24 protein-coding genes and 1 pseudogene are annotated in these 24810 nt (G+C 74.7%); 11 read left to right on the forward strand and 14 right to left on the reverse strand.

What is annotated here, in order from left to right; translation table 11 throughout:
• Nucleotides 1-147: 147 nt before the first annotated feature.
• The 3 genes from ACWDCZ_RS20115 to ACWDCZ_RS20125 form a co-directional block, all read right to left on the reverse strand.
• On the reverse strand, nt 148-1134 hold the full coding sequence (locus tag ACWDCZ_RS20115) for an aldo/keto reductase (protein ID WP_049649295.1): 987 nt from the start codon (nt 1132-1134) through the stop codon (nt 148-150).
• 70 nt (nt 1135-1204) lie between these two features.
• Nucleotides 1205-2044, reverse strand: a complete 840-nt coding sequence (locus ACWDCZ_RS20120; protein WP_387966796.1) for an ABC transporter permease — start codon at nt 2042-2044, stop codon at nt 1205-1207.
• Nucleotides 2044-3030: an ATP-binding cassette domain-containing protein gene (locus ACWDCZ_RS20125; RefSeq protein ID WP_449816564.1), complete on the reverse strand. Its 987-nt coding sequence runs from the start codon at nt 3028-3030 to the stop codon at nt 2044-2046. Before ACWDCZ_RS20125 ends, ACWDCZ_RS20120 begins: the two co-directional genes overlap by 1 nt.
• Nucleotides 3031-3231: 201 nt before the next feature.
• Between ACWDCZ_RS20125 and ACWDCZ_RS20130 the strand changes: the two genes are divergently transcribed.
• Nucleotides 3232-3930 (forward strand): TetR/AcrR family transcriptional regulator, encoded by a 699-nt coding sequence (locus ACWDCZ_RS20130; protein WP_449816565.1) that lies wholly within the window; start codon nt 3232-3234, stop codon nt 3928-3930.
• On the opposite strand, the gene ACWDCZ_RS20135 is transcribed toward ACWDCZ_RS20130, so the two are convergent.
• The 4 genes from ACWDCZ_RS20135 to ACWDCZ_RS20150 all read right to left on the reverse strand — a co-directional run bounded on the left by ACWDCZ_RS20135 (nt 3927) and on the right by ACWDCZ_RS20150 (nt 8552).
• Nucleotides 3927-5303: a pyridoxal-phosphate dependent enzyme gene (locus ACWDCZ_RS20135; protein ID WP_380741138.1), complete on the reverse strand. Its 1377-nt coding sequence runs from the start codon at nt 5301-5303 to the stop codon at nt 3927-3929. The two genes, ACWDCZ_RS20130 and ACWDCZ_RS20135, sit on opposite strands and share 4 nt — an antisense overlap.
• A gap of 208 nt (nt 5304-5511) precedes the next feature.
• Nucleotides 5512-6243: a hypothetical protein gene (locus ACWDCZ_RS20140; RefSeq protein ID WP_387966794.1), complete on the reverse strand. Its 732-nt coding sequence runs from the start codon at nt 6241-6243 to the stop codon at nt 5512-5514.
• Nucleotides 6244-6726: 483 nt separating this feature from the next.
• Nucleotides 6727-7803 (reverse strand): cell division protein ZapE, encoded by a 1077-nt coding sequence (zapE, locus tag ACWDCZ_RS20145; RefSeq protein WP_449816566.1) that lies wholly within the window; start codon nt 7801-7803, stop codon nt 6727-6729.
• Nucleotides 7804-8186: 383 nt separating this feature from the next.
• Nucleotides 8187-8552 (reverse strand): hypothetical protein, encoded by a 366-nt coding sequence (locus ACWDCZ_RS20150; protein WP_049654214.1) that lies wholly within the window; start codon nt 8550-8552, stop codon nt 8187-8189.
• 141 nt (nt 8553-8693) lie between these two features.
• Here ACWDCZ_RS20150 and ACWDCZ_RS20155 point away from each other — a divergent pair, with 141 nt between their 5' ends.
• The 3 genes from ACWDCZ_RS20155 to ACWDCZ_RS20165 are packed head-to-tail and all read left to right on the forward strand — an operon-like array spanning nt 8694 to nt 10458.
• Entirely contained in the window at nt 8694-9053 is a 360-nt protein-coding gene (locus ACWDCZ_RS20155) for a hypothetical protein (RefSeq protein WP_449816567.1), read from the forward strand.
• Nucleotides 9050-10072: a hypothetical protein gene (locus ACWDCZ_RS20160; protein WP_181970524.1), complete on the forward strand. Its 1023-nt coding sequence runs from the start codon at nt 9050-9052 to the stop codon at nt 10070-10072. Before ACWDCZ_RS20155 ends, ACWDCZ_RS20160 begins: the two co-directional genes overlap by 4 nt.
• Entirely contained in the window at nt 10069-10458 is a 390-nt protein-coding gene (locus ACWDCZ_RS20165) for a roadblock/LC7 domain-containing protein (protein ID WP_449816568.1), read from the forward strand. Before ACWDCZ_RS20160 ends, ACWDCZ_RS20165 begins: the two co-directional genes overlap by 4 nt.
• Nucleotides 10459-10650: 192 nt before the next feature.
• Here ACWDCZ_RS20165 and ACWDCZ_RS20170 read toward each other — a convergent pair.
• Nucleotides 10651-11361, reverse strand: a pseudogene (locus tag ACWDCZ_RS20170) (vWA domain-containing protein); the annotation flags it as partial.
• A 119-nt stretch (nt 11362-11480) separates the two neighbouring features.
• Nucleotides 11481-11741, reverse strand: a complete 261-nt coding sequence (locus tag ACWDCZ_RS20175) for a DUF3885 domain-containing protein (protein WP_049654209.1) — start codon at nt 11739-11741, stop codon at nt 11481-11483.
• Here ACWDCZ_RS20175 and ACWDCZ_RS20180 point away from each other — a divergent pair.
• Together ACWDCZ_RS20180 and ACWDCZ_RS20185 are read left to right on the forward strand one after the other, a co-directional pair.
• Complete coding sequence (locus ACWDCZ_RS20180; RefSeq protein WP_449816569.1) at nt 11740-12882, forward strand: serine hydrolase domain-containing protein; 1143 nt, start codon at nt 11740-11742, stop codon at nt 12880-12882. The two genes, ACWDCZ_RS20175 and ACWDCZ_RS20180, sit on opposite strands and share 2 nt — an antisense overlap.
• Complete coding sequence (locus ACWDCZ_RS20185) at nt 12870-13436, forward strand: hypothetical protein (RefSeq protein WP_049654207.1); 567 nt, start codon at nt 12870-12872, stop codon at nt 13434-13436. The genes ACWDCZ_RS20180 and ACWDCZ_RS20185 overlap by 13 nt, the downstream gene beginning before the upstream one ends.
• A gap of 88 nt (nt 13437-13524) precedes the next feature.
• Here the strand turns inward: ACWDCZ_RS20185 and ACWDCZ_RS20190 are convergent, their stop codons facing one another.
• From ACWDCZ_RS20190 to ACWDCZ_RS20200, 3 genes are all read right to left on the reverse strand, one after another.
• The gene (locus ACWDCZ_RS20190) at nt 13525-14919 is read right to left on the reverse strand and encodes an alpha/beta fold hydrolase (protein ID WP_449816571.1); all 1395 of its coding nucleotides are present in this window, start codon (nt 14917-14919) and stop codon (nt 13525-13527) included.
• Nucleotides 14920-15089: 170 nt separating this feature from the next.
• A complete protein-coding gene (locus tag ACWDCZ_RS20195) occupies nt 15090-15899 on the reverse strand; it encodes an alpha/beta fold hydrolase (protein WP_049654204.1) in 810 nt (269 codons plus the stop codon).
• A gap of 96 nt (nt 15900-15995) precedes the next feature.
• Nucleotides 15996-17507 (reverse strand): outer membrane protein assembly factor BamB family protein, encoded by a 1512-nt coding sequence (locus ACWDCZ_RS20200; protein ID WP_449816572.1) that lies wholly within the window; start codon nt 17505-17507, stop codon nt 15996-15998.
• A 218-nt stretch (nt 17508-17725) separates the two neighbouring features.
• On the opposite strand from ACWDCZ_RS20200, the gene ACWDCZ_RS20205 reads away from it, so the two are divergent.
• Entirely contained in the window at nt 17726-18502 is a 777-nt protein-coding gene (locus ACWDCZ_RS20205; RefSeq protein WP_387966785.1) for a class I SAM-dependent methyltransferase, read from the forward strand.
• 169 nt (nt 18503-18671) lie between these two features.
• Here the strand turns inward: ACWDCZ_RS20205 and ACWDCZ_RS20210 are convergent, their stop codons facing one another.
• Together ACWDCZ_RS20210 and ACWDCZ_RS20215 are read right to left on the reverse strand one after the other, a co-directional pair.
• Nucleotides 18672-20192 (reverse strand): carotenoid oxygenase family protein, encoded by a 1521-nt coding sequence (locus tag ACWDCZ_RS20210; RefSeq protein ID WP_449816573.1) that lies wholly within the window; start codon nt 20190-20192, stop codon nt 18672-18674.
• 41 nt (nt 20193-20233) lie between these two features.
• On the reverse strand, nt 20234-20842 hold the full coding sequence (locus tag ACWDCZ_RS20215; RefSeq protein ID WP_074002408.1) for a TetR/AcrR family transcriptional regulator: 609 nt from the start codon (nt 20840-20842) through the stop codon (nt 20234-20236).
• 151 nt (nt 20843-20993) lie between these two features.
• On the opposite strand from ACWDCZ_RS20215, the gene ACWDCZ_RS20220 reads away from it, so the two are divergent.
• From ACWDCZ_RS20220 to ACWDCZ_RS20235, 4 genes are all read left to right on the forward strand, one after another.
• Nucleotides 20994-21791 (forward strand): hypothetical protein, encoded by a 798-nt coding sequence (locus ACWDCZ_RS20220; protein ID WP_449816574.1) that lies wholly within the window; start codon nt 20994-20996, stop codon nt 21789-21791.
• Nucleotides 21792-22127: 336 nt separating this feature from the next.
• Nucleotides 22128-22457: a hypothetical protein gene (locus ACWDCZ_RS20225; protein ID WP_074002406.1), complete on the forward strand. Its 330-nt coding sequence runs from the start codon at nt 22128-22130 to the stop codon at nt 22455-22457.
• Nucleotides 22458-22489: 32 nt separating this feature from the next.
• Complete coding sequence (locus ACWDCZ_RS20230) at nt 22490-23179, forward strand: alpha/beta hydrolase (RefSeq protein ID WP_049654234.1); 690 nt, start codon at nt 22490-22492, stop codon at nt 23177-23179.
• Between the two features lie 597 nt (nt 23180-23776).
• Nucleotides 23777-24754 carry a serine hydrolase domain-containing protein gene (locus ACWDCZ_RS20235; protein ID WP_449816575.1) on the forward strand — a complete coding sequence of 326 codons (978 nt, stop codon included), beginning with the start codon at nt 23777-23779 and terminating at the stop codon, nt 24752-24754.
• Nucleotides 24755-24810 lie beyond the last annotated feature (56 nt).

The following is a 24810-nucleotide window of genomic DNA, read 5'->3' on the forward strand; positions in this document are numbered from 1 at the left end:
CGGCTGCCCCCCCCGGGGGGGCCCCCCCCCCCACGGGGGGGCCCCGCGCCACCGGCCCGCCCCCCCCGCCCCCCCCCCGCCCAGGCCGTCTTCCACGGCCGCCGGGGGCGCGACGGACGCACCGGCCGAAGCCGGGGCGCGGGCGGGCTACCAGGCGTAGTCCTCCGGGGCGGGGCGGTGGCCCGGGAAGAGCTCGTCGAGGTGGTCGAGGGTCTTCTGGTCGAGCTTGAGGTCGAGCGCGCCGACGGCGGCGTCGAGGTGGGCCCGGGTGCGGGGGCCGATGATGGGGGCGGTGACGACGGGGCGGGAGAGGAGCCAGGCGAGGGCGAGGTCGGCGGGGTCGGCGCCGAGTTCGGCGGCGAGGTCCTCGTAGGCCTGGATGCGGTCGCGGTGCTTGGCGAGGAGTTCGCTCGCGAGGGCCATGCCGCTGCGGTCCCGGGTGCCCTCGCGCTCCTTGCGCAGGACGCCGCCGAGCAGGCCGCTGCGCAGCGGGGACCACGGGATCAGCCCGAGGCCGTAGTGCTGGAGGGCGGGGACGACCTCGAGTTCGACCGCCCGGTCGAGCAGGTTGTACAGGGACTGCTCGCTGACCAGGCCGAGGAAGTGGCGGGCGCGGGCGGTCTCCTGGGCCTGGGCGATGTGCCAGCCGGCGAAGTTGCTGGAGCCCACGTAGACGATCTTGCCCTGGGCGACCAGGACCTCCATCGCCTGCCAGATCTCCTCCCAGGGCGTGGCCCGGTCGATGTGGTGCATCTGGTAGAGGTCGATGTGGTCGGTCTGGAGGCGGCGCAGGCTGGCCTCGACGGCCTTGCGGACGGCGACCGCGGAGAGCCTGCTCTCGTTGGGCCAGTCCCCCATGTCGCCGTAGACCTTGGTGGCGAGGACGGTGCGCTCGCGGCGGCCGCCGCCCTTGGCGAACCAGCGGCCGATGATCTCCTCGGTACGCCCGCGCAGCCGGCCCTCGCGGTCGCGGCCGTACGTGTTGGCGGTGTCGAAGAAGTTGATGCCGTGCTCGTGGGCGGCGTCCATGAGGCGGTGGGCCTCGGCCTCCTCGGTGTGGGGGCCGAAGTTCATGGTGCCGAGGCAGAGGCGGGAGACGGTCAGGCCGGTGCGGCCGAGGTGGGTGTACTCCATGGCGCCCCACCCAAGACCACACCGGCCCCGCTGTCCAGCACATTAGGGGGGCGTGCCGCAAGCTGGCGGATCACCGCCCGTGGGTGGCGAACTTCCGTACGGCGAGCGGCATACAGCCCGCGAGCAGCACGGCGCTCCAGAGCAGCGCGGCGAGCACGGCGTGCTGCGTCGGCCAGGCGGACCCGGCCGCCGAGGGGTTGCCGAACAGCTCCCGGCAGGCCTGGACGACGGAGCTGACCGGGTTCCAGTCGGCGAGGAACCGCAGCCAGCCGGGCATGCCGCCGGTCGGCACGTAGGCGTTGGTGACCATCGCCAACGGGATGACCGCGGCGGACAGCTGGCCGGCCGCCTCCTCCTTGCCGATGGTCAGGCCGAGCACGGTGCCGACCCAGGTCATCACGAAGCGGAAGAGCAGCAGCAGTGCGAACGCCCCTGCCGCGTCGGCGAGTCCGTGCCGGACGCGCCAGCCCGTGGCGAGCCCGACCAGCGCCAGCAGCGCCAGGACGACGACGCTGACCAGCAGGTCGGCGAGGGCCTGTCCGAGCAGCAGTCCGGTGCGGGAGACGGGCATGGAGCGCAGCCGGTCGGTGACCCCGCGCCCGACGTCGCGGGCGGCGCCGACCATGGTGGGCATGACGCCGTTGGTGGCCACCATGGCGAACAGGCCGGGCATCAGGAACTCCCGGTAGCCGCCCCCTCCGGGGACCTGCATGGCGCTGCCGAAGACGTACCCGAAGACCACCACCATCACCACCGGCACGCCCAGCGAGGCCGCCAACAGGCCCGGCGAGTGGCGGTAGTTGAGCAGGACGCGGAGCATCGAGGTCCAGGTGCCGGAGGCGAGCCGCCGGGCGGTGGACGGGCGCGGTACGGCGGACGGGCGCGGGGGCGCGAGTGCGGAGGCGGTCATCAGGCGGCCCTCCCGGCGTCCGCGGACTCCTGGGTGAGCGCGAGGAACACGTCGTCCAGCGAGGGCGCCCGCACCGCGACGTCCTCGGCGACGACCCCCGCACCGTCCAACTCCCGTACCAGCGAGGGCAGCAGGACGGACACGCCGGGCGTCGTCAGCACCGTGACGGTCCGCTCGGCGACGTCCACCCGCGCGTCGCCGCCGGTCATCGAGGACAGCACCACGGCGGTGGCGGCGAGCTGCCCGGGGTCGGCCAGGGTGACGGAGACCTGGCTGCCGATCGCGGCCTTGAGCCGGTCCGGCGGGCCGGTGGCGATGGCGGCACCGTGGTCGATCACCACGATGTCGTCGGCGAGCCGGTCGGCCTCCTCCAGGTACTGGGTGGTGAGCAGCACGCTGGTGCCGGCGTCCGCCAACTCCTTGACGGTGTCCCAGATCGCCTGCCGGCTGCGCGGGTCGAGCCCGGTGGTGGGCTCGTCCAGGAAGAGCACCGGCGGGCTGGTGACCAGGCTGGCGATGAGGTCGAGGCGCCGGCGCATGCCGCCGGAGTAGGTGCGCACGAGCCGGTCGGCGGCCTCGGTGAGGTCGAAGCGGGTGAGCAGTTCGTCGGCGCGCTCCCGGGCCCGGCGGGCGCCGAGGTGGTGCAGCCGGCCGAACAGCCGGAGGTTGTCGCGGCCGGTGACGCCCTCGTCGACGGCGGCGTGCTGCCCGGCGAGGCCGATGGCGCGCCGGACGTCCTCGGCGGCGCGGACGACGTCGTGTCCGGCGACCCGGGCGGTGCCGCGGTCGGGGGCGACCAGGGTGGCGAGGACGCGGACGGCGGTGGTCTTGCCGGCGCCGTTGGGGCCGAGCATGCCGCAGACGGTGCCGGCCGGGACGGTGAGGTCGAGGCCGCGCAGGGCCTCGGTGGCGCCGAAGCGTTTCCGCACGCCCGCCATCTCGATGGCGGGCGCCGCACCGGCGGCGGGTCGGGCGGTGTCGGACATGGCTCTGCCCTTCTCTGGCCTTCTCTAGGTACAGCGTACGTAGAAGCGCGCTTGGGCGCCATCGTACTACGTACGCCGTACGTATCTAAGATGGGAGGGCGAGGTGATCTTCCAGTGCCGTCCAGCAAGCCCCCCACCGGCCCCGACCAGCCGGAACAGTCGGAACAGCCCGACAGGCCCACGCCCCCCGAGGCGCCCGAAGTGATCTGGCTGCGCCCCGAGCGCACCGGCCGCGGCCCGCGCCCGGCCCACAGCCGGGACTCGATCGCCGCCGCGGCCATCGCGATCGCCGACGCCGAGGGCCTGGACGCGGTCTCCATGCGCCGGGTCGCGGCGGCGCTCGGCGCGGGCACCATGTCGCTCTACAACTACGTGCCGAAGAAGGAGCACCTGCTCGACCTGATGCTCGACGCGGTCGCCGGCGAGTACCGCTTCCCGCCCGCGCCGAGCGGTGACGTCCGGGCCGACCTCGCCGACCTGGCCCACCAGCAGCTCGGCCTCTCCCGCCGCCACCCCTGGCTGCCCGCACTGGTGCTGGTCCGCCCCAGCATCGGCCCCAACGCCCTGCGCTACACCGACCACTTCCTCGCCGTCACCGCCCCCACCGGCCTCGGCGGGGGCGCCCGGATGGAGGCGATGGCGCTGTTCAACGGCTTCGTCGGCCAGTTCGCCCAGTACGAGCAGACGGCCGCGGCGGGCGCCAAGTGGCAGGCGGAGCTGGTCGGTTACCTCGGCCAGGCGGCGGCGAGCGGCGAATTCCCGCACCTGGCCCAGGTGTTCGCCACCACCGGTCCGCCCGCCGACCCGGACCGGGCCTTCGACCGCACCCTGGACCGGGTGATCTCGGCGATCCTGGCGCCCGCCGAAGGGGGCGCCCAGGAGACAGTCCAAGGGGGTTAGGCCACCGCCTCCCTCGGCAGCACCCCGGCCACCCGACCGTCCACCAGGACCATGACCGCCCGGTGCGTCCTCCCGAGCACCGTCCGCGCGTCGGCCGCCGACTGCCCGACGCCGACCGTCGGCAGCGCCGGCCCGATCAGCCCGCCCAGCGGGTCGCCCGGCTTGGCGGCGCCGTCCGCGAGCGCCGCCGCGAGCGCGGCCCGGGAGACCGAGCCGACCACCTCCGTCGCGGCCACCCCGTACGGGCGCGCCGCCCGCGCCAGCACCGCCGGGGCCACGCCGCCCGGCGCATCGCCCAGCGCCTCCAGCGCCTCGCCCACGGTCGCGCCGGCGGCCACCGTCACCAGCGGCGCGGCGGCGTCGAGCAGCGGCCGCAGGCCGTCCGCCGCCTCCTCCAGGAAGCCCCACTCCCGCATCCACGCGTCGCTGTGCACCTTGGACAGGTAGGAGCGCCCCGAGTCCGGCAGCACCACCACGACCAGGTCGTCCGGCCCGAGCCGGCGCGCCACCCGCAGCGCCGCCGCCACCGCCGCGCCGGAGGACGGGCCGGCCAGCAGGCCCTCCTCGCGGGAGAGGCGACGGGCGGCCAGCAGCGCCTCGCGGTCCGGGATCCGCTCGTAGGAGTCGATCAGCTCCGTACGCAGGGCCTGCGGCATGCGGTCCTCGACGGTGTCGGGGTGGAGGTAGTGCCCGATGCTCTCGACGTACCACGGGCTGCCGTCGCCGCCCCCGTACGTGGAGGACTCCGGGTCCGCGCCGACCACGGTCACGGCGCCGCCGGAGGTCTCCTTGAGGAAGCCGCCGGTACCGGTGATGGTGCCGCCGGTGCCGACGCCGGCGACGAAGTGGGTCACCCGGCCGCCGGTCTGCTCCCAGATCTCGGGGCCGGTGGTCCGGATGTGGGCGTCCGGGTTGGCCAGGTTGTCGTACTGGTTGGCGAGCCAGGCGCCGGGGATCTCCTCGGCCAGCCGCTGCACGACGTTGAACAGGTGCCTCGGATCCTCGGCGGGCACGGCGGTCGGCGCGAGGACGACCTCGGCACCGTACGCCCGCAGGATGTCCGACTTCTCGGCCGACGACTTGTCGGCCACCCCGGCGATCACCCGGTACCCGCGCTGCCGCCCGACGATCGCCAGGCCGATGCCGGTGTTCCCGCTGGTCGCCTCGATGATCGTCCCACCCGGCTTCAGCAGGCCGTCCCGCTCGGCGGCCAGCACCATCGAGAGCGCGGCGCGGTCCTTGACGCTGCCACCGATGTTGAGGAACTCGGCCTTGGCGTAGATCGGCGCGGCGATCCCGGCGCCGAGCCGGGCCAGCCGGATCAGCGGCGTCCCGCCGATCGCGTCGAGGACGGATTCGTGAACTGCGGCCATCGTCGGCCCCTTTCGCTAGCACTGTCAGCCCGAGCCTGCCCAGGCCACGGGCTCGGTAGACGGTAGCGACACCGTTCCTCATCCGGCCGAAACATTGTCCGACGGCCGGGATCGGGTACGGGCCGGTGCGAGCAGGGACGGGCGGGCGCACGCGGGGACGGGCGGGCGCAAGCGGGGACGGGCGGGCGCAAGCGGGGACGGTCGTCGATCAAGCGGGCAGCCGGCGGGGTCCCCCCGGGGTCCTCCCCCGGTTCCGGCGCCGCACCGCCTCCGCCGCGAGCAGCGCCGCCGGGACGGCCGCGGCCGGCACCGTCCACCACGGCAGGCCGGTCACGGACGCGAGCACCGCGGGCACTCCGCAGGCGAGCAGCGTCCACAGGACGAGCGACCGGGCGAGGTCGAGGGTGACGTCGCCGGGGCGGCCGGTGAACCGCAGCGCGCCCAGGACGGCGGCGAGCACCGCCAGCAGCGCGGCGAACGCGCCCACCCCGGCGGTGAACTGCCCCTCGTCGCGGGGCTCGTCGTACGAGGCCTGCGCGACACCGGCCCGTTCCAGGCGCATCACCCGGCCGCGCCACACCGTGCCGTCCACCCGGTCTCCGGGCTTCAGTGCGTCCAGCAGCGGCCCGCCGTCGGCGAACCCCACCTCGCCGGTCCAGAACGGCGCGCCGTCCAGCGTCGCCCGGAACTCGGAGCTCTTGCCCGCGTTGCGGACGACCGTGCCGCTGACGGTGAACGGCACGGTGCGCACGCACTCCTCGACCCCCGCGCCCGGGCTCCCGGCCGGGCAGGTCACGGCGGCCGTGTACGAGCGGTACCGCTCGGCGTCGTCCGGCAGCACGACGGTGAACACGTACCAGGCGGCCGCCGCCGGGGCCAGCGCCGCGACGGCGAGCAGCGCGCCGCCGGTGCGGGTCCATGGTGAGGGACGGTGGGTCATGACGGTTCTCCCCCCGGTCCGGTGCGCGGCCGGAACCCCCGGGTCGCCGTCGCCGGGGCGTGCCGCCCCGCCCCTTCCGGGGTCGGACGGTACCGGGCGGCCGGAACGCCGGACGGTGTCGCGGTTCTCGGAGTCTGTCCGGAGCTCGCCGAAGCCCCGTGAGCGATGCGTACGGCCTGAGCGGGTCCGCGCGAGGGGCGGCGGGTACCCAGCCGCGGCCGGGCCGGCGGCGCGCCGGCGGACCTCGCGTCGAGCGCCACGCACACCACCCCCGGACCGGCTCGCGGACACAGCTGTCCCTCGATCGCCGACCAGGCTTCCCGGCACTCCTTCGCGCACGCTACCGGACTCCGGCCCGGCCTGGCACGCCGGTTCGCCAAGGCGCCGGGCGAGCAACCCCCCTCCAGGGCCGGCGTGATCGACCGGGCAAGTCCTGGCACTTCGGCAGGACTTCTCCGTTCCCGCCGGTCGCCCGGCGGGCGCTCAGCCGGCGGCCTCCCGAACCGGCGGGCGGAGGAGGGCGAGGCGACTGGCGGTGCGGTCGAGGTCGCGCATGAGGGTGGAGCCGGTGGCGAGGCCGGCGAGCGGATCGGCGCCGATCAGGACCAGGCGGACGTCGCGGTCGCAGCAGACGTCGACCAGGTTGGCGAAGCGCCGACGGCCGTCGGGGGACGCCTCGGCGAGCGGTGGGACGCCGTCGAGGACGACGGTGGGGAAGCGGTCGACGAGTGCGAGGTAGTCGGCGACGGCGGTGAGGCCCTCGCACAGCTCCTGGAAGCCGAACCACACGTGGTCCTCGCGGACCGCCCGGGCCGACAGCTCACGGCGGTGGGCGGCCACCGGACCCGCTTCCTCGGGCCGGGGCGGGGTGAGACCGGCCGAGGGCTCGTCGCCGGGGCGGAGCCGGGCGCCGAGGTCGAACCCGTGAGCGCGCTCCGACCGGGGCTGCCGCCGGAAGTCGACCGGCCCGGAGACGTCGAGCACGTCCATCCGCTCCTCGATCAGCCTGATCGTCGGCTCGAAGAGGTGGTGGTACAGCGGGTCGGGCATCAGCCCGGCGGGCGGGTAGTTGGACGTGGTGACAAGGGTGATCCGCCGGTCCAGCAGGGTGCGGAGGAGACGGGCGACCAGCATCGCGTCACCCGCGTCGTGGGCGTGGAACTCGTCGAAGACGAGGATCCGGCAGTTGCCGAGCAGCTCGTCCACGGCCCGGTCCACCGCCGCGCCGTCCGCGCTCCGGCTCTCGGAGTGGTGGGCGACACCCTCGTGCAGTCGGCGGAAGAAGTCGTGGAAGTGCAGCCGCCGCTTGCGTGGGGTCGGCAGCCCGTCGAGGAAGGTGTCCACCAGCCAGCTCTTGCCGCGGCCGACCGGGCCCCAGAGGTAGAGGTGCCGTGGACTGCGGCGCAGCCGCCAGGCCGGGTGGGCCAGCTCGCCGGCCAGCCGACTGAGTCGTTCGACCGGCAACTCCTGGGCGGGATCGAGTGTGAATCCCTGCTGCCCCGCGGCCCGGTGGAAGTGCCCGCGCATCGCCTCGTACTGGTTCCGCACCCCGTCCGTCACGGGTCCGGACCATAGCAGGGCATCAGAACCGTCGGGATCACCGGGAGTTGCCCGGTCCGCGGCACCGCCGAAACACCGGCGCTCCGGCGGTTCGACCACGGTATTCCGGTGCTCCGCCGCCGGCCGGAACGGCCGGGGCGAATATGACGCCCAGTCATCGGAAAGTCACGCATTTCCGTGCCGGGCGCACACCCGCGATATTCGCGGCCCGATTCCCGCGGACGGATCTCCGTAGCCGCTTCGTCACGCCGCGCATTCGCTCCGTCCGGAATTCCGCGCGCGAAACGCGGCCCGCGCGGGCCTTCGGGCAGGGCATCCGGGCAGGGCATCCGGGCAGGGCGTCCGGACGGGGCGCGGACACCCGGGCGGCCGGCCCGGCCCCGCTAGATGTCGAGAGCGGCCTCGATGCGCTTGAGACCGTGCCGGGCGAGCGCGAGGTTGGCCCGCGAGCGGTCCAGCGCCAGGTAGAGGAAGAGCGAGCCGTGACCGCGGGTCAGCGGGCGGATCAGGTGGTACTGGGTGCCGAGGGTGATCAGGACGTCCTCGATGACATCATCGATCGACAGCGCGGCCAGGGCGCGTATCTTCGCACGAACGACCTCGGTGTTGGCGGCGGCCGCAATCTCCAGGTCGAGCTGCTGCCCCCCGCCGAGGAACCCGAGTGACATACCACTCTCGTGGTCGGCCACGGCCACTCCGATGGCCCCCTCGATGGCCATCGCGTCCTTGAGTGCCTCGTCAATGTTCATGCGCTGTTCGTCCTTTGCGTGACTTCCGGGCAGAACTCCCGTGTGCGGGAACAAAATAGCAAGAAGCCGCCGGTTGTGGTCGCCTCGTGAAAATGATGGAATAAAGTACGCTGCCGGGGTTCAGAACGTGAAGGGGTACTGGTGCGCGCACTCGACGCTTCCCTCTCCGATGTGCTCGGCTCCCCCGGAGTGGTCGGTGCCGCGCTCGTCGACGCCGTCACGGGTCTCAGCTACCAGTCCGCCGGGGACCACCGACTGCTCGGGACCGGGGCCGAACTCGCCGAGCTGACCAACCTGATCGGCGAGCGGCTGTACGAGGCAGGGGCGGAGAGCGAGTTGGAGAGCCTGGTGGTCACCAGCACCCGCCATCACCAGGTCGTCCAGGTGCTGTCCCGGAAGGGCGACCCCCTGCTGCTGGCCACCGTGCTGGATCGGGAACGGACCAACCTGGCACTGGCCCTCCGCCAGACCGCCGACCGCGCGCGGGACTTGCTGGCATGACCGACCCGTCCCACGGCACGGCGCCGCCCGCCGTGCCCGCGACTCCCACGACGCCGGCTCCACCCACCGCGCGCAACGTGCCCGCGCTGCTGCTCGCGCTGCGCCGGACGGAGTTCACCGGCTCGGTCACCGTCTCCAGCGCACCGGGCGGCACGATCCACCTGGAGCAGGGTCTGGTCGCGGCGATCGAGACCCCCGGGGCCCCGACCGCCGCGACCCTGCTGCTGAAGTCCCGGCGCGTCGGCGAGGAGGAGTGGGCGTCCGCCGAGACGGCCGCGTCCATCGGCCGACCGACCGACGCTCCCCCGACCTGGGGCGGCGACCTCGGCGCGGCCCTGGTGGCTCAGGGGTCGATCGGCGCCGCCGAGCTCGAAGCCGTCTGCGCCGCCGCCGCCTTCGACGGGGCCTTCGCCCTGGTGCTGAGCCCGCCCGGCAGTTGGGAGACGGCCGAGGCGGCGCCGCCTGCCAGGATCGCGCTGCGCCCGGGCATCGAGCCGGAGCGGCTCTTCGAGGAGACCGCCCGGCGGACGGCCCTGCTGACCCGCCTCTGGGGACCGCCCGGCGAACTGGCCCGCATCCGGATCCGTCCTGCCGCCCGGGCCGAGTCCGGCGCGCTGCGGATCCCGGTCCGCTACCGGGAGATCCTGGCCGCCGCCACCGGCCGCCGCACCGCGCGCGACCTCGGCTTCGCCCTGGGACGCGGTGTGTTCGCCGTGCTCCTCGACGTCGTACGGATGGACGCCCGGCACCTGCTCCACCGGGAACCGGCTCACCCGGGGCCCCTGGCACCGAGCGTGGCCCCGCGCACGCCGACGAGCGAACCGCCGCCGGCCGACACCGGGCCGCTGCCGCGCCGCGTCCGCAGCGGACGCGGCGCGGGTGGTCCGGGCGGCCCCGGCGGCCTGCCCGCCCGATCCGAGGGAGCGGCGGCCGCTTCCGACGGTCCACCGAACGCACACCGCGCCGAGCACACCGCGCGTACCGAGACGACCGAGCAGAGCGAGAAGAGCGCACCATGAGCAGCCAGACACCGACCGCCGTGCTGGTCGACGAGTTGAAGTCCCTCCGCGACCGGGTCATGGGCATCTCGGAGAGTGTCGTCTCCACCACCGACGGCCTGTTGGTGGCCGCCGACACGGCCACCGTCCACCCCGAGTCGGCCGCCGCCCTGTCCGCCGCCATGCTCGGCCTCGGCCGGCGCACCGCGGCCGAGGTCGGCGTGGGCGGCCTGCGCGACGTGGTCACCCGCTGCACCAGCGGCTACGTCGTGGTGCTGGCGATCGGGGAGCAGGCGCTGCTGATGGTTCTGGGAGACGAGGGCCTCGACATCGCCGGCCTGCACCGCGAGTCGCCCGCCACGGTCCGCCGCCTGAGCGAGCTGCTCGGGATGGTCCCCGCGGTCTAGGCCCTCTCGTTCGGATCATGCCGGGCGCGCGGCGTGATCCGGAAGAGAGCGCCTGGTCCCGACGCCGTCGGGTTACCGATCGCGGCGGCCCCGCTTCCCCAGCCCCTCGGTCAGGGTCGCCCAGAAGCCCCGGCGCTGCGGCTGCTCCTCGGCCGCGGCGCCGACCGGCGCCCGCAGCGCCGGGCCGTCCGGCACGATGCCCTGGGCCCGGGCGGCCACCAGCCAGCTCGGCAGCTCGGTGAGGAGCAGGTCGTACAGCTCGTCGTCGGAGACCGTCCGGGGGTCGCGCCCCAGGTGGACGAAGCCGGCGTTGTCGATCGGCCGCTTCTCCGGGACGGGCAGTTCGTCCAGCTTCCGCAGGAAGTCGAACTGCCGGCTGTCCGGGTCGCCGAAGCCGATGAACTGCCAGAAGATCGGCAGCGTCGCCGCCTCGCAGAGCTTCTTCTCCGCCGCGGGCTTGCTGATCGGGCCGCCGTCCGTCTGGAACAGCACGAAGGCCGGGTCCGTGGCTCCGCTCTCCCGGTAGTGCCGGATGACCGCGTCCATCGCCAGGTGGTAGCTGGTCCTGCCCATGTGGCCGAGGCCCGCGACGATCCGGTCGATCCAGCCCGCGTGGTCCTCCAGGGCGATCTCGGCCTGGGCGTCGACCTCGGTGGAGAAGAAGACGACCGGCACGGTCCCGTCGTCGTCCAGGTGGGCCGACAGCCCCAGGACCCGGTCGGCGAGCGCCTGGACGCTGCCGTCCTTGTAGTAGGGCCGCATCGAGCCGGAGTAGTCGACCACCAGGTACACCGCCACCCGCTGGCCGTTCAGCCCGCGCCGCTCCACCGAGGCGCCGGCCGTCTTGTAGAGGCTCACCAGCGCGGGCGCGCTCTGCTCGACCTTGCTCAGACTGACGGCCATGTGTCGCTCCCTCGCTCGCTGCGGCAACCGGGCTGCCGGGGCGCGTGATCGTCAACGCGCTCCGGACACTGTGCGCGGCGGACGGCGGTGAGGGCAAGCCGTCCGCCCGGCGCGGCCGTTCACAGGCCGTTCGGGTGCCCCGACAGCCACCCGGCGTGCCGCTCCTTCAGCCGGTCCCGCTCCTCCGTCGACGCCAGGTAGACGTCCGCCCCGCCGTCGTACGGGTGGTACAGCCGCCGCAGGCCGGGGCCGGCGAGTCTGCCACATCCGTCCCACCCGTCCCGGCCTGGTGAAATCCCCTCGTCAGGGGCGCCGGGCTCCCGTAGCGTGGTTCGGTCGATCTTGAGGGCGGAACTGGGCAGAACGGGGCACCACATCATGCAGCAGCACCAGGGCTGGGCCGACGAGCGCTTCGGCGCCGTCGCGGACGTCTTCGCCGCCAACTTCGCCGGGTTCCCCGAGCTGGGCGCCGCCGTCACGGTGTTCGCCGGGGGCCGGAAGGTGGTCGAGCTGTGGGGCGGCACGGCCGACGAGCGCACCGGGCGGGCCTGGGCGCAGGACACCCTCGTGCCCGTCTTCTCCTGTGCCAAGGGCCCGGTGAGCATCAGCGCCCACCTGCTCGCCGAGCGGGGCCGGCTCGACCTGGACGCGCCGGTCGCCCGCTACTGGCCGGAGTTCGCCCGCAACGGCAAGCAGGACGTCACCACCCGGATGATCCTCGGCCACCGGGCCGGCATCCCCGCCCTGGACGCGGTGCTCTCCTTCGAGGAGGTCGCCGCCTGGGATCCGGTGGTCCGGGCGATCGAGGCGCAGCAGCCGCTCTGGGAGCCGGGCACCGCGTACGAGTACCACGGCCATGTGCTCGGCTTCGCGGTCGGCGAGGTGATCCGCCGGATCACCGGGCTGACCCCGGGCGCGTTCCTGCGCAAGGAGATCGCCGAGCCGCTCGGCCTGCCGGTCTGGATCGGCCTGCCGGAGAGCGAACTCCCCCGCCTGGCCCGGCTGGTGGAGGCCGAGGGCCGCCGTCCGATGCCCGGCCCGGAGCACCTGCTGACCCGGATCGTCACCATGAACGGCGCCCTGGTCTTCCCCGGCCTGGACGTGCCGCACGGCTGGAACGACCCGGCGCTGCACGCGATCGAGCTGCCCGGCGCGGGCGCCGTCGCCTCCGCCACCGGCCTGGCGGGCCTCTACGCGGCGGCGGCCACCGGACTGGACGGCGCGCCCCGCCTGCTCTCGCCCGACACGGTGACCGGCGCGGTGGGCGAAGTCTCCTCCGGGGCGGGCTTCCTGGGCTTCGACATGGGCGCCCGCTGGGGCTCCGGGCTGCTGCTCGACTCCCCGGCCTTCCGCCCGCTGCTCGGCGCGCGCAGCTTCGGCAACGACGGCGCCGGCGGTCAGTTCGCCTTCGGGGACGACGAGTTCGGCGTCGGCTTCGCCTACGTCGCCAACCGGATGATCGGCCACGGCGACGCCCGGGCGAACCGCCTGATCGAGGCGGTGCGCGAGTGCCTGGGCTGACCGGCTTCCTCCCGCTCGTCACCGTCCTGGCCACCACCGGCGGCCTCGGCGAGCTGCGCTACGGCGCCTCGCTGCCCGAACTCGCCGTCCACTACGGCGATCCGTGGGACGGCGGCGGCATCCACCGGGGCGACCGGTGGCCGCACGCCTTCTGCTGGGGCGACGTGCGGACGGTGTTCTGCCGCTGCCGCCGGCTCCACTCGCTCTCCCTGCCGGTCTGGCAGGGCGAGCTCGACCTCCCGCAGCCGGGCGGCGGTTCGGCGACGCTCGACACCCACGTCTCCGAGGCCGACCTGATGGCGGCGCTGACCGCCACCGGCCACAGCTGGCAGACGGTGACGTACGAGAACCTCCCGGACCAGCGGAATCTGCTGTTCTCGCCGGCCGAGGAGGTCCGGGTGGAGCTGGTCCTGACGAACCGGGCGTCCCAGGACGAGCCGCCGCTGGAGGCGTGGGCGCTGCACAAGGCGTTGCTGTGGGGCTACGAACACCTCGACTGCCCCGAGCCCGACCGCTCCCTGCCCGACGACGGCTGGGGCGCGGCCGGGCCGTAGCGCGGCGGCGAGCCGTTCCGTCCCCTGCTCGGAACGGCCCACCGTCGGCGGCGGTCCACCGTCGGCCGCAACCCGCCGACGGCCACCGCTACTTGAGCAGGAAGTCGTACACCGCCTGCCGCCCGGCCGGGTCGGCCGCCCGGGTCTGCACCGAGTGCGCCGCACCCGGGACGATCACGACCTGCGGGTCGTGCGCCAGCTCCGCCTGCTGGTACAGCCACTCGTTCGGCGTGGACAGGTCCCGGTCGCCGCCGAGCAGCAGCACCGGCACGTTCGGCAGCCTGCGGTGCGCCGGCGGGATCGGCGGCACCTGCTCGCGCGGCCAGTCCAGGCAGACCAACTGGCTGCCGAGCCCGGTCGCGGTCGCCGCGTCGTACGGCCAGGTCTGCTCGGCGGTCAGCCGCTGCCGGGTGCGCTCCAGCGCGGCCGCCCGGCCCGCGACCGGGGTGTCGGTGCTGCCCCACGGGAAGCGCGAGTCCGCGCAGACGGTGGCGGCGTGCAGGCCCTGGCTGAGCGCCTCGGCCGGGGCCGCGTCGTCCCGGTGGACGGTCTCGACGAAGGCCTGGAGCTTGGCGAGCTGCCCGGCGGCGGCCTCGTGCAGCGCCTCCGGGACCCCGCCGTAGTTCGGGTCGGTGAACTCGTAGCTGGTGAGGGCGTCCAGGACCTGCGCCCCGTTGCCGTACCGCCGGACGGTGGCGGCGAGGTCCGCGGCCGGGTCGGTGGTGCAGCCGGTGGCCTGGCAGGCGGCCCGCAGCACCCGGGCGCTGGCGGGCAGGGCGGCCAGGTCGAGCGGGTCGTAGCCCTGCTGCGGCACCACCGAGTCGAGCACCAGCCGGGCCACGTGCGCCGGGTGGGCGAGCGCGTACCGCTCGGCGACGAGGGTGCCGTACGAGACGCCGTCGAGGGTCAGCCGCCGGTCGTCGAGGGCGGCGCGCAGCCGGTCGATGTCGGCGACGGTGTCCGCGGTGCTGTAGAAGCGGGCGTTGGGGCCCAGGGTGGCGGCGCAGTCCGCGATCGACTGCTTGCGCGGCACGGCGAGGTCGGAGGAGCCCATGTCCTCCTGGAGGCCGGGGCACTGGAGCGCACGGGCGCCGGTGCCGCGCTGGTCGTACATGACCAGGCGGTAGTCCTTGAGGACGGGCGCCATCTTGCCGGCGATCCGCTTCATCAACGGGACGCCGGGCTGGCCGGGGCCGCCGGTGAGGAACAGCAGGTCGCCCTTGGGGGCCGCGGTGTTCCCGGCGACGGCCACGGCGAGGTCGAGGGTGCCGGGGACGGCGCCGCTGTGGTCGAGCGGGACGGTGAGGGTCCCGCAGGTGAACTCGGGCGCGTCCGGGCAGGGCGCCTGCCCGGTGATCCCGCCGCCTGGCCTGGCCGTGGCGGGTGTGTCGGCCGTGGCGGCCGCGGGAGTGGCCAGCGTGGTGCCGGCGACCACCGCGACGGCGCCCAGCAGGGCGGCGATGCGGCCGCGCGTGCTCGTCATGTGAGTCCTTCCGCTCGCACCGCGCCCGTGCGACGCGGTCACGGAAGTAGCCTGCGCCCGGGACGACGGCGAAGGCGAGCGGTTATCCGGGGATTCGACCAGGGGCGAATCCCCGACGGAGCCAGCGACGGTGACGCACCGTCACATCAATCGCGGAAGCCGCGGCAATCTCAGAGCAGCGCCCGCGGCAGCACCACCCGCACCCACTCCTCCGGCTGCGACAGGTGCGGGGCGTGCCCGGCGCCGCCGTACAGGTGGCGTTCCGCCTTGGGCAGGGTGAGGTCGATGAGGTCCAGCACCTCGCCGAACATCGGCGCGCTCTCGTCGCTCTGGGTGAGCAGCGCGGGCTCGCCGAAGCGGGCGAGCCCGATGAGGTCGAGGTCGAGCGCGTCCGGGTCGCGCAGCTCGTCCAGGTAGGTGGGCGCGTTGCGGATGTAGCTGTGCCGGACCGGCGCGGGCAGCTGCTCCCAGGCGCCGGGGCCGAAGGCGAGGCTGTCCACGTACAGTTCGGCGGCGGCCGCCGACTCGGCCTGTTCCAGCAGCTCCCGGACGGCGGCGATCCGGTCGGCGAAGCCGGTGCCGAGCGGTCGCAGGTCCGGGTCGGCGAGCAGGATGCCGGTGCCCGGCGGCTCGTGCACGGCGATCCCGCGCAGCAGGTCGGGCCGGGCGGCGGCGAGCCGGAGGACGACCAGGGCTCCGTAGGAGTCGCCGTAGGCGAAGGCGGGCGCGAGGCCCAGCTCGTGGATGAGCCCGGCCAGGTCGGCCGCGTCCTCGTGCACCGAACCCTGGGTGAGCGGGTCCTCGCTGCGGCTGTGCCCCCGGCGGTCGTAGGCGACCGCGGTGGTGGACTCCGCCAGGCCGGGCAGCACCCGCGCCCAGGAGTCCGCGTCGCTCCAGGAACCGTGCACCAGGACGACGCCGGGGCCCTCGCCACGGGCCTCGTAGTGCAGCGCCACCCCGTTCACCCTGATCTCGGCCATCACGAGTCTCCCGGTCTCGGCGGTGCTCCCCCACCAGACTGACACAACCACCCGAAAGGGTCAGGTCCGTCGGCGGCGGGCCCCGTCCCGGCCCCGTCAGCTCATCGCCCGCACCGGCGGCTCGTCCCGCGTCCCGTCCTCCGCGACCACCGTGAACCGCTCCGCGTCCGACACCGACAGGTCCACCGGATAGAGCGACGCGGTGTCGTTGACGTCCAGCACGGCGCTCTGCCGCCCGGTCGCCGCCTCCACCCTGGTCACCCGGCCCCGGGTCATCGCCCACACCGAGCCGCCGTCCACCACCAGGCCGGTCACCTGGTCGTCCAGCCCCGCCGTCCACCGCTTGCCGCCGTCCGTCAGCGAGTACGCCAGCAGCCGGCCGGTGGCGGTGCGGCTCGGGTGCTTGCCGCCGCTGATGCCGATGTCGCCTGGCTTCTCCCCCGGTACGACGAACAGGTCCCCGACCACCACCCCGCCGAACAGCGGCCGGGCGCTGAACTCGTCGAAGGCGTGCAGCCCGCCCAGCATCACGTCCAGGTCGTACTCGTCCCCGGCGACCGGTATCACCGCCCGCTGCCGGCCGGTCCGGTCGTAGCTGAGCACCGCGTGGGTGCCGCGCTCGGCCTGGGCGTCCACCCACACCGCGAGCGGGTCGACCGAGACCACCGCGAGGTTCTTCAGCCCGCCCGCCGCGGGCAGCGCGATCCGCCGCTGCTCCCGGCCGTCCGCCGGGGCCAGCGAGCGCAGCACGGGCGGCGCGGCGCCGCACTGCGCGACCGTGACGGCGTCCCCGGGCCCGCCCGCGACCTGCAGCGGGGTGCAGCCCGGGTCGGCCGTGCCGCGCCAGACGTCCCGGCCGTCGGCCAGCCGTACGGCGCGCCAGCCGGCCTTCTCCTGGAGGAGGGCCTGCTGCCCGGCCACCGCGACCACGTCCGGAGTCGCGTCGTCCCCGTCCCGGGCGGGCGCGTCCACGGCGGCGGTCCAGCCCTCCCTGCCGTCGGAGAGGTCGAGCGCGGTGACGGCGGAGCACGGCTTGTCGTGCGGCGCGTGGCCGATCAGGCCGAGGGCGCCGCCGCGGCCCGTGCCGTCAGGTCCGGTCGTCCGGCTCATCGCGCACACCGTGTCCTCCCCGGGCGGGGCCCAGTGCCAGGCGACGGCCCCGCTCGTCCGGCGGTACGCCACCACCAGGTCCGGCCGGGCCCGGACCACCAGGTCCCCGCTGGTCCAGCTGCCCACCGCGCGGATCGTCGACGGCCGGTCCAGCGGCGCCTTCCAGGAGTCGTTGAGGCCGTCCCCGGCGAAGCCGACGAAGATCCCGAGCCCCAGTACCGCCCCGACGGCGGCCGACGGGAACCCGGCCCTCGGGTGGATCAGCGCCCAGACGAAGCCCGCGCCGCAGGGCATCAGCCCCAGGATGCTGATGATCCCCATGTACGCGAGGCTGTCGCCGCCGAACCCGTTCGCCGGGCCGAACAGCACCGCCAGCCCCATGCTCGCGAACAGCGCCCCCAGCACCCCGCCGGAGACCACCATCCAGGTCTCCCGGTCCCAGGCGGACCACACTCCCCACTTCGCCCGGACGACACTGTCCTCGGGCCGAACGGCCATGCCGGTCTCTCCCCTGCGACGCGCCGCCCACCGCGTCGGGGCGACGATCATCGGATCGTCGCAGAGCGCGCCATGATCCGGAACAAAGAGCAGGGAAAACCCCGGCCATGACCCGCACATACCGGGCCCGGGGCGCCGGGGGCACCTGCTGTCCACGGCGCGCGCCGGGCGCGGAAATCGATTGCCCGCCCCTGGGCCGCTGACTAGCGTTGCCCGGCATGACCACGCCATCCACCACCCCCGACTGGCGCACCGCCAACCGCGCGAACTGGGACGAGCGCGTCCCCGTCCACGCCGCCGGCCCCTTCTACGACCTGCCCGGCTTCGTCGCGGGCCGTGACACCCTCCAGGACTACGAGCCCGCCGAGGTCGGCGACGTCACCGGCCGCACCCTGCTCCACCTCCAGTGCCACCTCGGGCTCGACACCCTCTCCTGGGCCCGCCGCGGCGCCGTCGTCACCGGGCTCGACTTCTCCGCCCCGGCCGTCGCGGCCGCCACCGACCTCGCCGCCCGGATCGGCGCCGCCGACGCCCGCTTCGTCACCTCCGACGTCTACGCCGCCGCCGAGGCGCTCGACGGCCGGACGTACGACATCGTCTACACCGGCTTCGGCGCGCTCTGCTGGCTCCCCGACCTCACCCGCTGGGCCCGGACGGTCGCCTCGCTCATCACCCCCGGCGGCTTCCTCTACCTCGCCGAGTACCACCCGGTGGCCGACGTCCTTGCCGACGACGGGCGCGGCTTCGCGGAGGACTACTTCGAGCGCACCCCGATCGTCGTCGACTACCCCGGCACCTACGCCGACCCGGACGCCCGGCTCGACTCCACCGTCACCGTCCAGTGGCAGCACGGCCTCGGCGAGGTCGTCACCGCCCTGGCCGACGCGGGCCTGCGCCTGGACTTCCTCCACGAGCACGCCCACGCCCACTTCCGCGTCCCCGCCGGCGCCCCCGCCCCGCAGACCTACTCCCTCCGCGCCACCCGGCCCCGATGACCCCGCCGGGGCGGCTCCGCCCCGGCTCCCAGGGCCTCCCCCTCGCCGCCCTCGCCGCCCGCACCGCCCTCGCCGCCGTCGAGACCCCCGTCCCCTACGCCGACGCCCTCCCCCGCGGTGCCGCCGGGCGCGATCCCGCCCGTGCTCGCAGCGGGCACATTTTGGCCCCTCAGCTCCAGCCCGTGTCCCCGCCCCGGCCCGCGGTCCGGTCCCCGCCAGGCACCCTGTCCCCGCCCGGCACCCAGTTGCCGTGCAGGCCCAGGGGCACCCGCACCGGCAGGTGGATGCGGGCCAGGGGCTCGCCGGTGAAGTCCTGGGCGGCGAGGACCACCAGGTCCGCCGCTCCCCGCTCCGGGTCGTGGACGTACGCCATCAGATACCCGTCGTCCTCCGCCGTCGGCGACTCGGCGGCGACGAACACCGCCTCGCCCACCGCCCCGTCGCGCCCGAACTCGTGGGCCTCGACGGTCCCCCGGCTCAGGTCGTGCTTGAGCAGGGCGTTGCTGAAGCCCTCGTCCGGGCGGTCGTCCCCGGGGCCGGTCGGCGGCGCGTAGAGCTCGACGGCGGCCGCGTAGCCGTAGCGGTAGGGGCGGCCGGTGTGCCGCGGGTTGAGGCGCGGGAACTCCTGCACCCGGTCGTCCAGCCGCTCCTCCCGGACCGTCCCCGCCGCCAGGTCGACCGTCCAGCGGTCGAGCGTGGGGCGGCTCGCGCCGATGTTCCGCAGGTCCATGCCCGGCGGGTGCCGCACGACGTCGACCACCAGCTCGTCCGCCGTCCGCTCGTACGCGTTGAGGGTGTGCCCGACCAGGTGCGGCTCGAGCTCGAACCACCGCACCGCGCCGCCCTCGCGCGGCATCACCCCGACCCGGGCGGCGCGCCGCTCGTCCCAGGTGAAGGGCGCCCCGGTGGCCAGGTGCGCCGGGCTGAACACCACCTGGGTGTCGTACAGCAGCACGAACCGCTCGGTGAGCGCGAAGTCGTGCATGTACGGGTTCCCGGGCACCTCGATCAGCGTGCTGCGCCGGACGGTGCCGGCCGCGTCCATCACGATGTGCTGCACCTGCTCGGAGCCGTACAGGAAGGCCAGCGAGTGCAGTTCCCCGGTGTGCGGGTCGACGACCGAGTGGGCGTTGGCGCTGTACCCCTCCGGCGTGGCGCCCAGCCCGCACGGCCCCACCGTGTCCAGCTCGTAGGTGAGTTCGTACGGGCGGATGCCGCCCTCGAGCAGCGCGTAGGTGCGCCCGGCGAGGCCCGCGACCTGCACGTTGGGGGAGATGTCCATCCGCTCGTCGACGGGCGTGCCGCGCCGGGGCTCACCGAGCCGGTCGGCGACCGCGCCGGAGCGGACCCAGCGGTTGCGGTACCACTCGGCGCGCCCGTCCCGGATCCGCACGCCGTGCACCATGCCCGCACCGAGGGTCCACAGGTGTGCGCCCGGGTCGTCGATGCCCAGCGGGTTGGGGCCGTTGCGCAGGTAGCGGCCGTCGAGGTGGGCGGGGATCCGGCCGGTGACGGGCAGGTCGTAGGCCGTGACCTCCTCGGCCACCGGGGCGAAATTCCCGGAGACGTAGCGGCTGCGCCTCGTACCGTTGTTGCTGTTGCCGTTGCTGTTGCTGTTGCTGTTGCTGATCGCGCCGTTGCCGTTGCTCTTGCCGATCGTGCTGTTGCGGATCGGGTCGCCTGGGCTCATCGTCTCGGCCTCTCGTCAGGTGATGGGGTGTCCGGACTCGTTCACGAACCGGCGCCGAACGCCCGCCCCAGTGCGGCCATCAGCGCCTCGTAGCGCGCCCCGGCCTCGGCCGACGCGAAGTGGCCGGCGAGCTCCAGGCTCACCGCGCCGTGGGTGGCCGCCCAGAAGAGGTTGGAGACCTCCAGGGCGTCGCCGGGCCGGAAGACCCCGGCCGCCATGCAGGCCTCGACGGCGGCCACCGAGGCGCCGAACGCGCCGTCGGCCAGGGCCAACGCCTCGGCACTGGGCCGGAATCCGGGCACCGGCTGCTCGAACATCACGCGGTAGTAGGCGGGTTCGGCGACGGCCCGCTCCCGGTAGGCGCGGCCGAGCTCGGTCAGGTACTCCAACGGGTCGCTCCCGCGCGGGACTTGCTCCTGCGCCCGGCGCAACCGTGCGAAGCCCTCCCGGTACAGCGCGTCGAGCAGCCCCTCCTTCCCGCCGAACATCGTGTACAGCACCTTGGTCGAGGAGCCGATCTCGGCGGCGATCCGGCGCACGGTCAGCGCGGCGGGGCCTTCGGCGACGAGGAGGGAGATGGCGCGGTCGAGGATCACGGCGCGTACGGCATCCTGGCCGACCCGCTGCGCGTCCTGGTAGGGCGTGCTCATGGGTAACAACGTAACCGATCAGAAACAGTGTTACCAGCCTTTGCGGGCAAGGGATTTCACCACCCACCCGGCCCGACCACCCGGCCGCCCCGACCGGCTGTCCGACCACCCTGACTAGACTGGCGCGCTCCACAGCCGAGGGGAGTCAGCGATGAGTGGTGCCACCCGCTGCGACGAGGTCGCGGCCGAGGCGGGCCTGGGCGAACGGCGGCGGCTGTACCGGACGAGCCGCCGGATCGGCGACGGCGTGGGCAAGTGGGGCCTGGGGCTGCCCGGCATCCTCGTCCTCGCCGCCTCCGGCTGGACCTGGTGGGGTGCTGCCCTCGCGGTCGCCGCCGTGGCAGCGGCCGCCGTGGCCTACCAGAAGGTCCCGCCGCGCTCCGGGCTGGTCGCCGTGGCGCGCTACCAGGGCGGCCTCGTCCTCCACCACGCCGGCGGCGACTTCCGCGCCCTGCCCTGGGACGCCATCGAGAGCTACGAGTACATACCCTCCCGGATGGAGTTCCGCGGCAACCTGAGCGTCGAGCACTTCGGCCGCGTCCTCATCCTGGCGCGCGGCCGCGAAACCCCCTTCGTGGTCTCGAAACTGGCGGGCCGCTACGAACCGGGGCTGGCCGAGGCCATCCGCGCGGGCCTGCTGCCGCGCTACACCGCGCCGCTGCACGAGCGGTTCGAGGAGGAGGGACACGTCCTGTTCGGGACGGTGCTCGCCGTGCTGCCCGCGGGGCTCCTCCTCGACCCCGACGACGACCACCCCACGGCCCCGCTGCTGTGGAGCGACCTCCAGGACATCAGCGCCGAGGACACGCGCGAGCTGCGGATCACGGAGCGCACCGGACCGGGCCGGGGCGGACGGGTCGTCACCCGCGTGCTCGCCGACGCGGACGTCGTCGCGGCGTTCGTCCGGGAGACCCGGGCGAAGCTCCTGGCGGAGCAGCGCCCGGAGTGACCGCCCCCTGTGACCGCCCCTTGTGACCGGGCCGTGTGACCGCCCCGCCCGACCGGGCCTGTCCGCACCCCGAGCCGCGGCCAGACGACTCGACGGCCGTCCGCCAGGGCGCGCCAACCCCGCGCTACGGCCGGACAGTTGACATGCGTCGGGCGTCCGCCGGCGCACCGGCGGCACCGGGTCCGCACGTCGTGCTGCGCCGACCGGGTCAACCTCGGCGCCGGACTGTACGCGCACGCCCGGTCGGCTCGTTCTGCTGTACATGCCTCCCCTGATCCCGACGCCACCACCGCTGCCCGTCCGCGGCACCGCGCGGACCACCGCACGGAGGTCCCCGTGGCCGTGATCGGCCGTGCGGCGGCCACCGTGGTCGCGCTGGGCATCCTGCTGATCCCGACGGCCGTCACGGCGGGCACCGACCTGCCGCCCGAGCCCGGTGCGGGCTGGTGGGAGGTGTCGGCCAACGCCGCCAACGTCCGGGTCGACCACTTCGGCGAGGAGACCGTCATCGGACTCGCCCGTTCGGGTGACCGGGTCGAGGTCGTGGACACCTGGACCTCACCGCTCGGCGCCCGCTGGGCGAAGGTCATGGTGGAGCGCACCCGGGTCTCCGGCTGGGTCCTGTGGTCCCTGCTCGCGCACCGCGACCCCTCCTCGGAACCGTAGAATCCGCCTGTACACATCAGGAGGGAATTCGCGTGTTCCGAGCGCAGCGTCCGCGCACCGCAGAGCTGACCCCACGACGGGGCGAGGAGCCGGTCACCGGCGTCGCCCTGCTGCTGCCGGGCGGGTTCCTCCGCAGTCGGCGCGCACCGATGCGGGTCGCCGAGCTGGGCCTGCGGGACCTGGCCACCGAGCTCACCGACCGCGGCCGGCCGCACGGCCTCGCGGTGCACCTGCTGCGCTACCGCCACGGCGGCTGGAACGACGCGGACGCCGACACCGCCGTCGACACCCGCTGGGCGCTCGACGAGCTGGCCCGGCTCTACCCGGGCGCACCCGTCGTGCTGATCGGCAACTCGCTGGGCGGGCGCGCCGCCTTCTGGTGCGCCGGGCACCCCTCGGTGGTCGGCGTGGCCGGGATCGCGCCGTGGCTGCCCAGCGGCGACCCGGTCGACCAGCTGGCCGGGCGGCGGGTGCTGATCGTCCACGGCACCGGGGACCACAGCTCGGCCAGCGCCACCCAGTCCCTGGAGTACGCGCTGCGCGCCCGGCGGGTCGTCCCGGACCTCGCGCGGTACGAGGCCCCGGGCGCCAACCACCTGCTGCTCCGCGAGTCCCGCGACATCAGCGCGCTGACCACCGCCTTCACCCTCGGCGTCCTGGGCGCCGAGCCCGCTCCGCTGGTGGCGGGGGCGGTCTGCACCCGGCTGCCGGCGCGGGTGTAGCCGGCGCTCCCCCAATCGCTGTCGCGTCCCGCCTCCCGTGTGGTCCGCGTCCGCACCCCGGGCCTCCCCTGCCGATCGGCAGGGGAGGCCCGGCCGCTTTCCCGCCGGATTCCTGCCGAACGGCACATGCGCGAAGGGGCTTCCGGCGATCACTCTTGGGGGCATCGCGACGGTGGCCACCCGGGCCGCCGTGGAAGGGAGTCCCCACCGTGTTCCGTGCCCGCGCTCTCCGCCTTCGCACCGGTCGTGTGCAACTGAATGACCGTCAGCCGCGTGTTCTCCAGGGCGGATCGCTCCGCCCCACAGCCGTCCCACCCGCTTCGGAGGGCACATGGCCGTCAGCAAACCCGCCACCCTCGCGCGGGGCCTCGCCGCCCTGCTCCTCGCGGCGGCGTCCGCATCCACCGCACCCGCCTTCGCCGCCACGCCTGCTCCGGCCGCTCTCGGTCCGGCTGTCCTCGATCCGGCCGCCCTCGACGCCGCGATCGCCGCCCGGCCGGGCGACCCGGTGGCGGGCGCGGTCGCCCGGGTGACGGCCGACGGCCTGGTCTGGCGCGGCAGCGCCGACGATCCGGCGAGCGGGCGAGCGGGCGGCCGGTGGCGCCGGACGCGGCGTTCCGGATCGGCAGCATCAACAAGACCTTCGTCGCCGCGGTGCTGCTCCAACTCGCCGCCGAGCAGCGGATCTCCCTGGACGGCACCGTCCAGCAGTACCTGCCCGGCACGCTGCCCGCGAGCTTCACGCTGCCGATCACCGTCCGTCAACTCCTCGACCACACCAGCGGACTTCCGCAGGCCGTCGAGGGCCCGGAACTCGAGGGCACCGAGCTGGAGAAGCGCGACGGACTGATCGCCAACCGCTTCGCGATCGAGACGCTCGACCTGGTCGTCCAGCGGACGCTTCGGCCCCACCCGGAGCGCGGCCTGCCGGAGGCCGGCCCGGCCTTCGATCCGGGCAGCGAGCAGGAGTACAACAACTTCAACTACCGGGTGGCGGGCCGGATCATCGAGCAGGTGACGGGGCACACGATCAGGGAGGAGGTGACGGCCCGCATCCTGAAGCCGCTCGGCCTGCGGCACACCGAGGTGACGGAGGGCAGGCCCGCGATGCCCGAGCCCCACCTGGCCGGCTACGTCCCCGACAGCGCCGACACCCCGACGGACGTCTCCGAGCAGGGCGGCAACCCGGAGTCGATGGTGTCCACCCCGGCCGACCTGGACAGGTTCCTGCGCGCCCTGCTCGACGGCGAACTCCTGCCTCCGCAGCAGCTGCACGACCTGCTCACCCTGCCGCGCGACGCCTCCGGCCGGCTGGTGCCCGTACGCGGAGCGGGCGAGTGCCTGTTCGGTCCGGACAAGGGTCGGGCCTGCTACAGCGCCGGACTGATGGCCGTCCCGCTGCGGGACGGCACGGTGCTCTGGGGCAAGACCGGGCACGACCTCGGGTACTCCGACGGCTTCTTCACCACCCCGGACCTGCGCAGGCGGCTGGTCTACTCCGTCGGCGCCGGGAGCGGCACCCCGGCACCGGCGCTCCGCCTCGCCGCCACGACCTTCGGCCCCTTCGCCCCCTGAGCCCGACCGGACCGGACCGAACCGGCAAGCCACACCAGCACCCTCCCCCCACCGTC

This window comes from Kitasatospora sp. NPDC001225 (assembly GCF_053597855.1).

What these genes read in the sequence shown, in the direction of transcription:
- ACWDCZ_RS20115 (WP_049649295.1), bottom strand. Translation starts at nt 1,134, where the DNA reads ATGGAGTACACCCACCTCGGCCGCACCGGCCTGACCGTCTCCCGCCTC.
- ACWDCZ_RS20120 (WP_387966796.1), bottom strand. Translation starts at nt 2,044, where the DNA reads ATGACCGCCTCCGCACTCGCGCCCCCGCGCCCGTCCGCCGTACCGCGC.
- ACWDCZ_RS20125 (WP_449816564.1), bottom strand. Translation starts at nt 3,030, where the DNA reads ATGTCCGACACCGCCCGACCCGCCGCCGGTGCGGCGCCCGCCATCGAG.
- ACWDCZ_RS20135 (WP_380741138.1), bottom strand. Translation starts at nt 5,303, where the DNA reads ATGGCCGCAGTTCACGAATCCGTCCTCGACGCGATCGGCGGGACGCCG.
- ACWDCZ_RS20140 (WP_387966794.1), bottom strand. Translation starts at nt 6,243, where the DNA reads ATGACCCACCGTCCCTCACCATGGACCCGCACCGGCGGCGCGCTGCTC.
- ACWDCZ_RS20150 (WP_049654214.1), bottom strand. Translation starts at nt 8,552, where the DNA reads ATGAACATTGACGAGGCACTCAAGGACGCGATGGCCATCGAGGGGGCC.
- ACWDCZ_RS20160 (WP_181970524.1), top strand. Translation starts at nt 9,050, where the DNA reads ATGACCGACCCGTCCCACGGCACGGCGCCGCCCGCCGTGCCCGCGACT.
- ACWDCZ_RS20165 (WP_449816568.1), top strand. Translation starts at nt 10,069, where the DNA reads ATGAGCAGCCAGACACCGACCGCCGTGCTGGTCGACGAGTTGAAGTCC.
- ACWDCZ_RS20180 (WP_449816569.1), top strand. Translation starts at nt 11,740, where the DNA reads ATGCAGCAGCACCAGGGCTGGGCCGACGAGCGCTTCGGCGCCGTCGCG.
- ACWDCZ_RS20175 (WP_049654209.1), bottom strand. Translation starts at nt 11,741, where the DNA reads ATGATGTGGTGCCCCGTTCTGCCCAGTTCCGCCCTCAAGATCGACCGA.
- ACWDCZ_RS20190 (WP_449816571.1), bottom strand. Translation starts at nt 14,919, where the DNA reads ATGACGAGCACGCGCGGCCGCATCGCCGCCCTGCTGGGCGCCGTCGCG.
- ACWDCZ_RS20195 (WP_049654204.1), bottom strand. Translation starts at nt 15,899, where the DNA reads ATGGCCGAGATCAGGGTGAACGGGGTGGCGCTGCACTACGAGGCCCGT.
- ACWDCZ_RS20200 (WP_449816572.1), bottom strand. Translation starts at nt 17,507, where the DNA reads ATGGCCGTTCGGCCCGAGGACAGTGTCGTCCGGGCGAAGTGGGGAGTG.
- ACWDCZ_RS20205 (WP_387966785.1), top strand. Translation starts at nt 17,726, where the DNA reads ATGACCACGCCATCCACCACCCCCGACTGGCGCACCGCCAACCGCGCG.
- ACWDCZ_RS20210 (WP_449816573.1), bottom strand. Translation starts at nt 20,192, where the DNA reads ATGAGCCCAGGCGACCCGATCCGCAACAGCACGATCGGCAAGAGCAAC.
- ACWDCZ_RS20215 (WP_074002408.1), bottom strand. Translation starts at nt 20,842, where the DNA reads ATGAGCACGCCCTACCAGGACGCGCAGCGGGTCGGCCAGGATGCCGTA.
- ACWDCZ_RS20220 (WP_449816574.1), top strand. Translation starts at nt 20,994, where the DNA reads ATGAGTGGTGCCACCCGCTGCGACGAGGTCGCGGCCGAGGCGGGCCTG.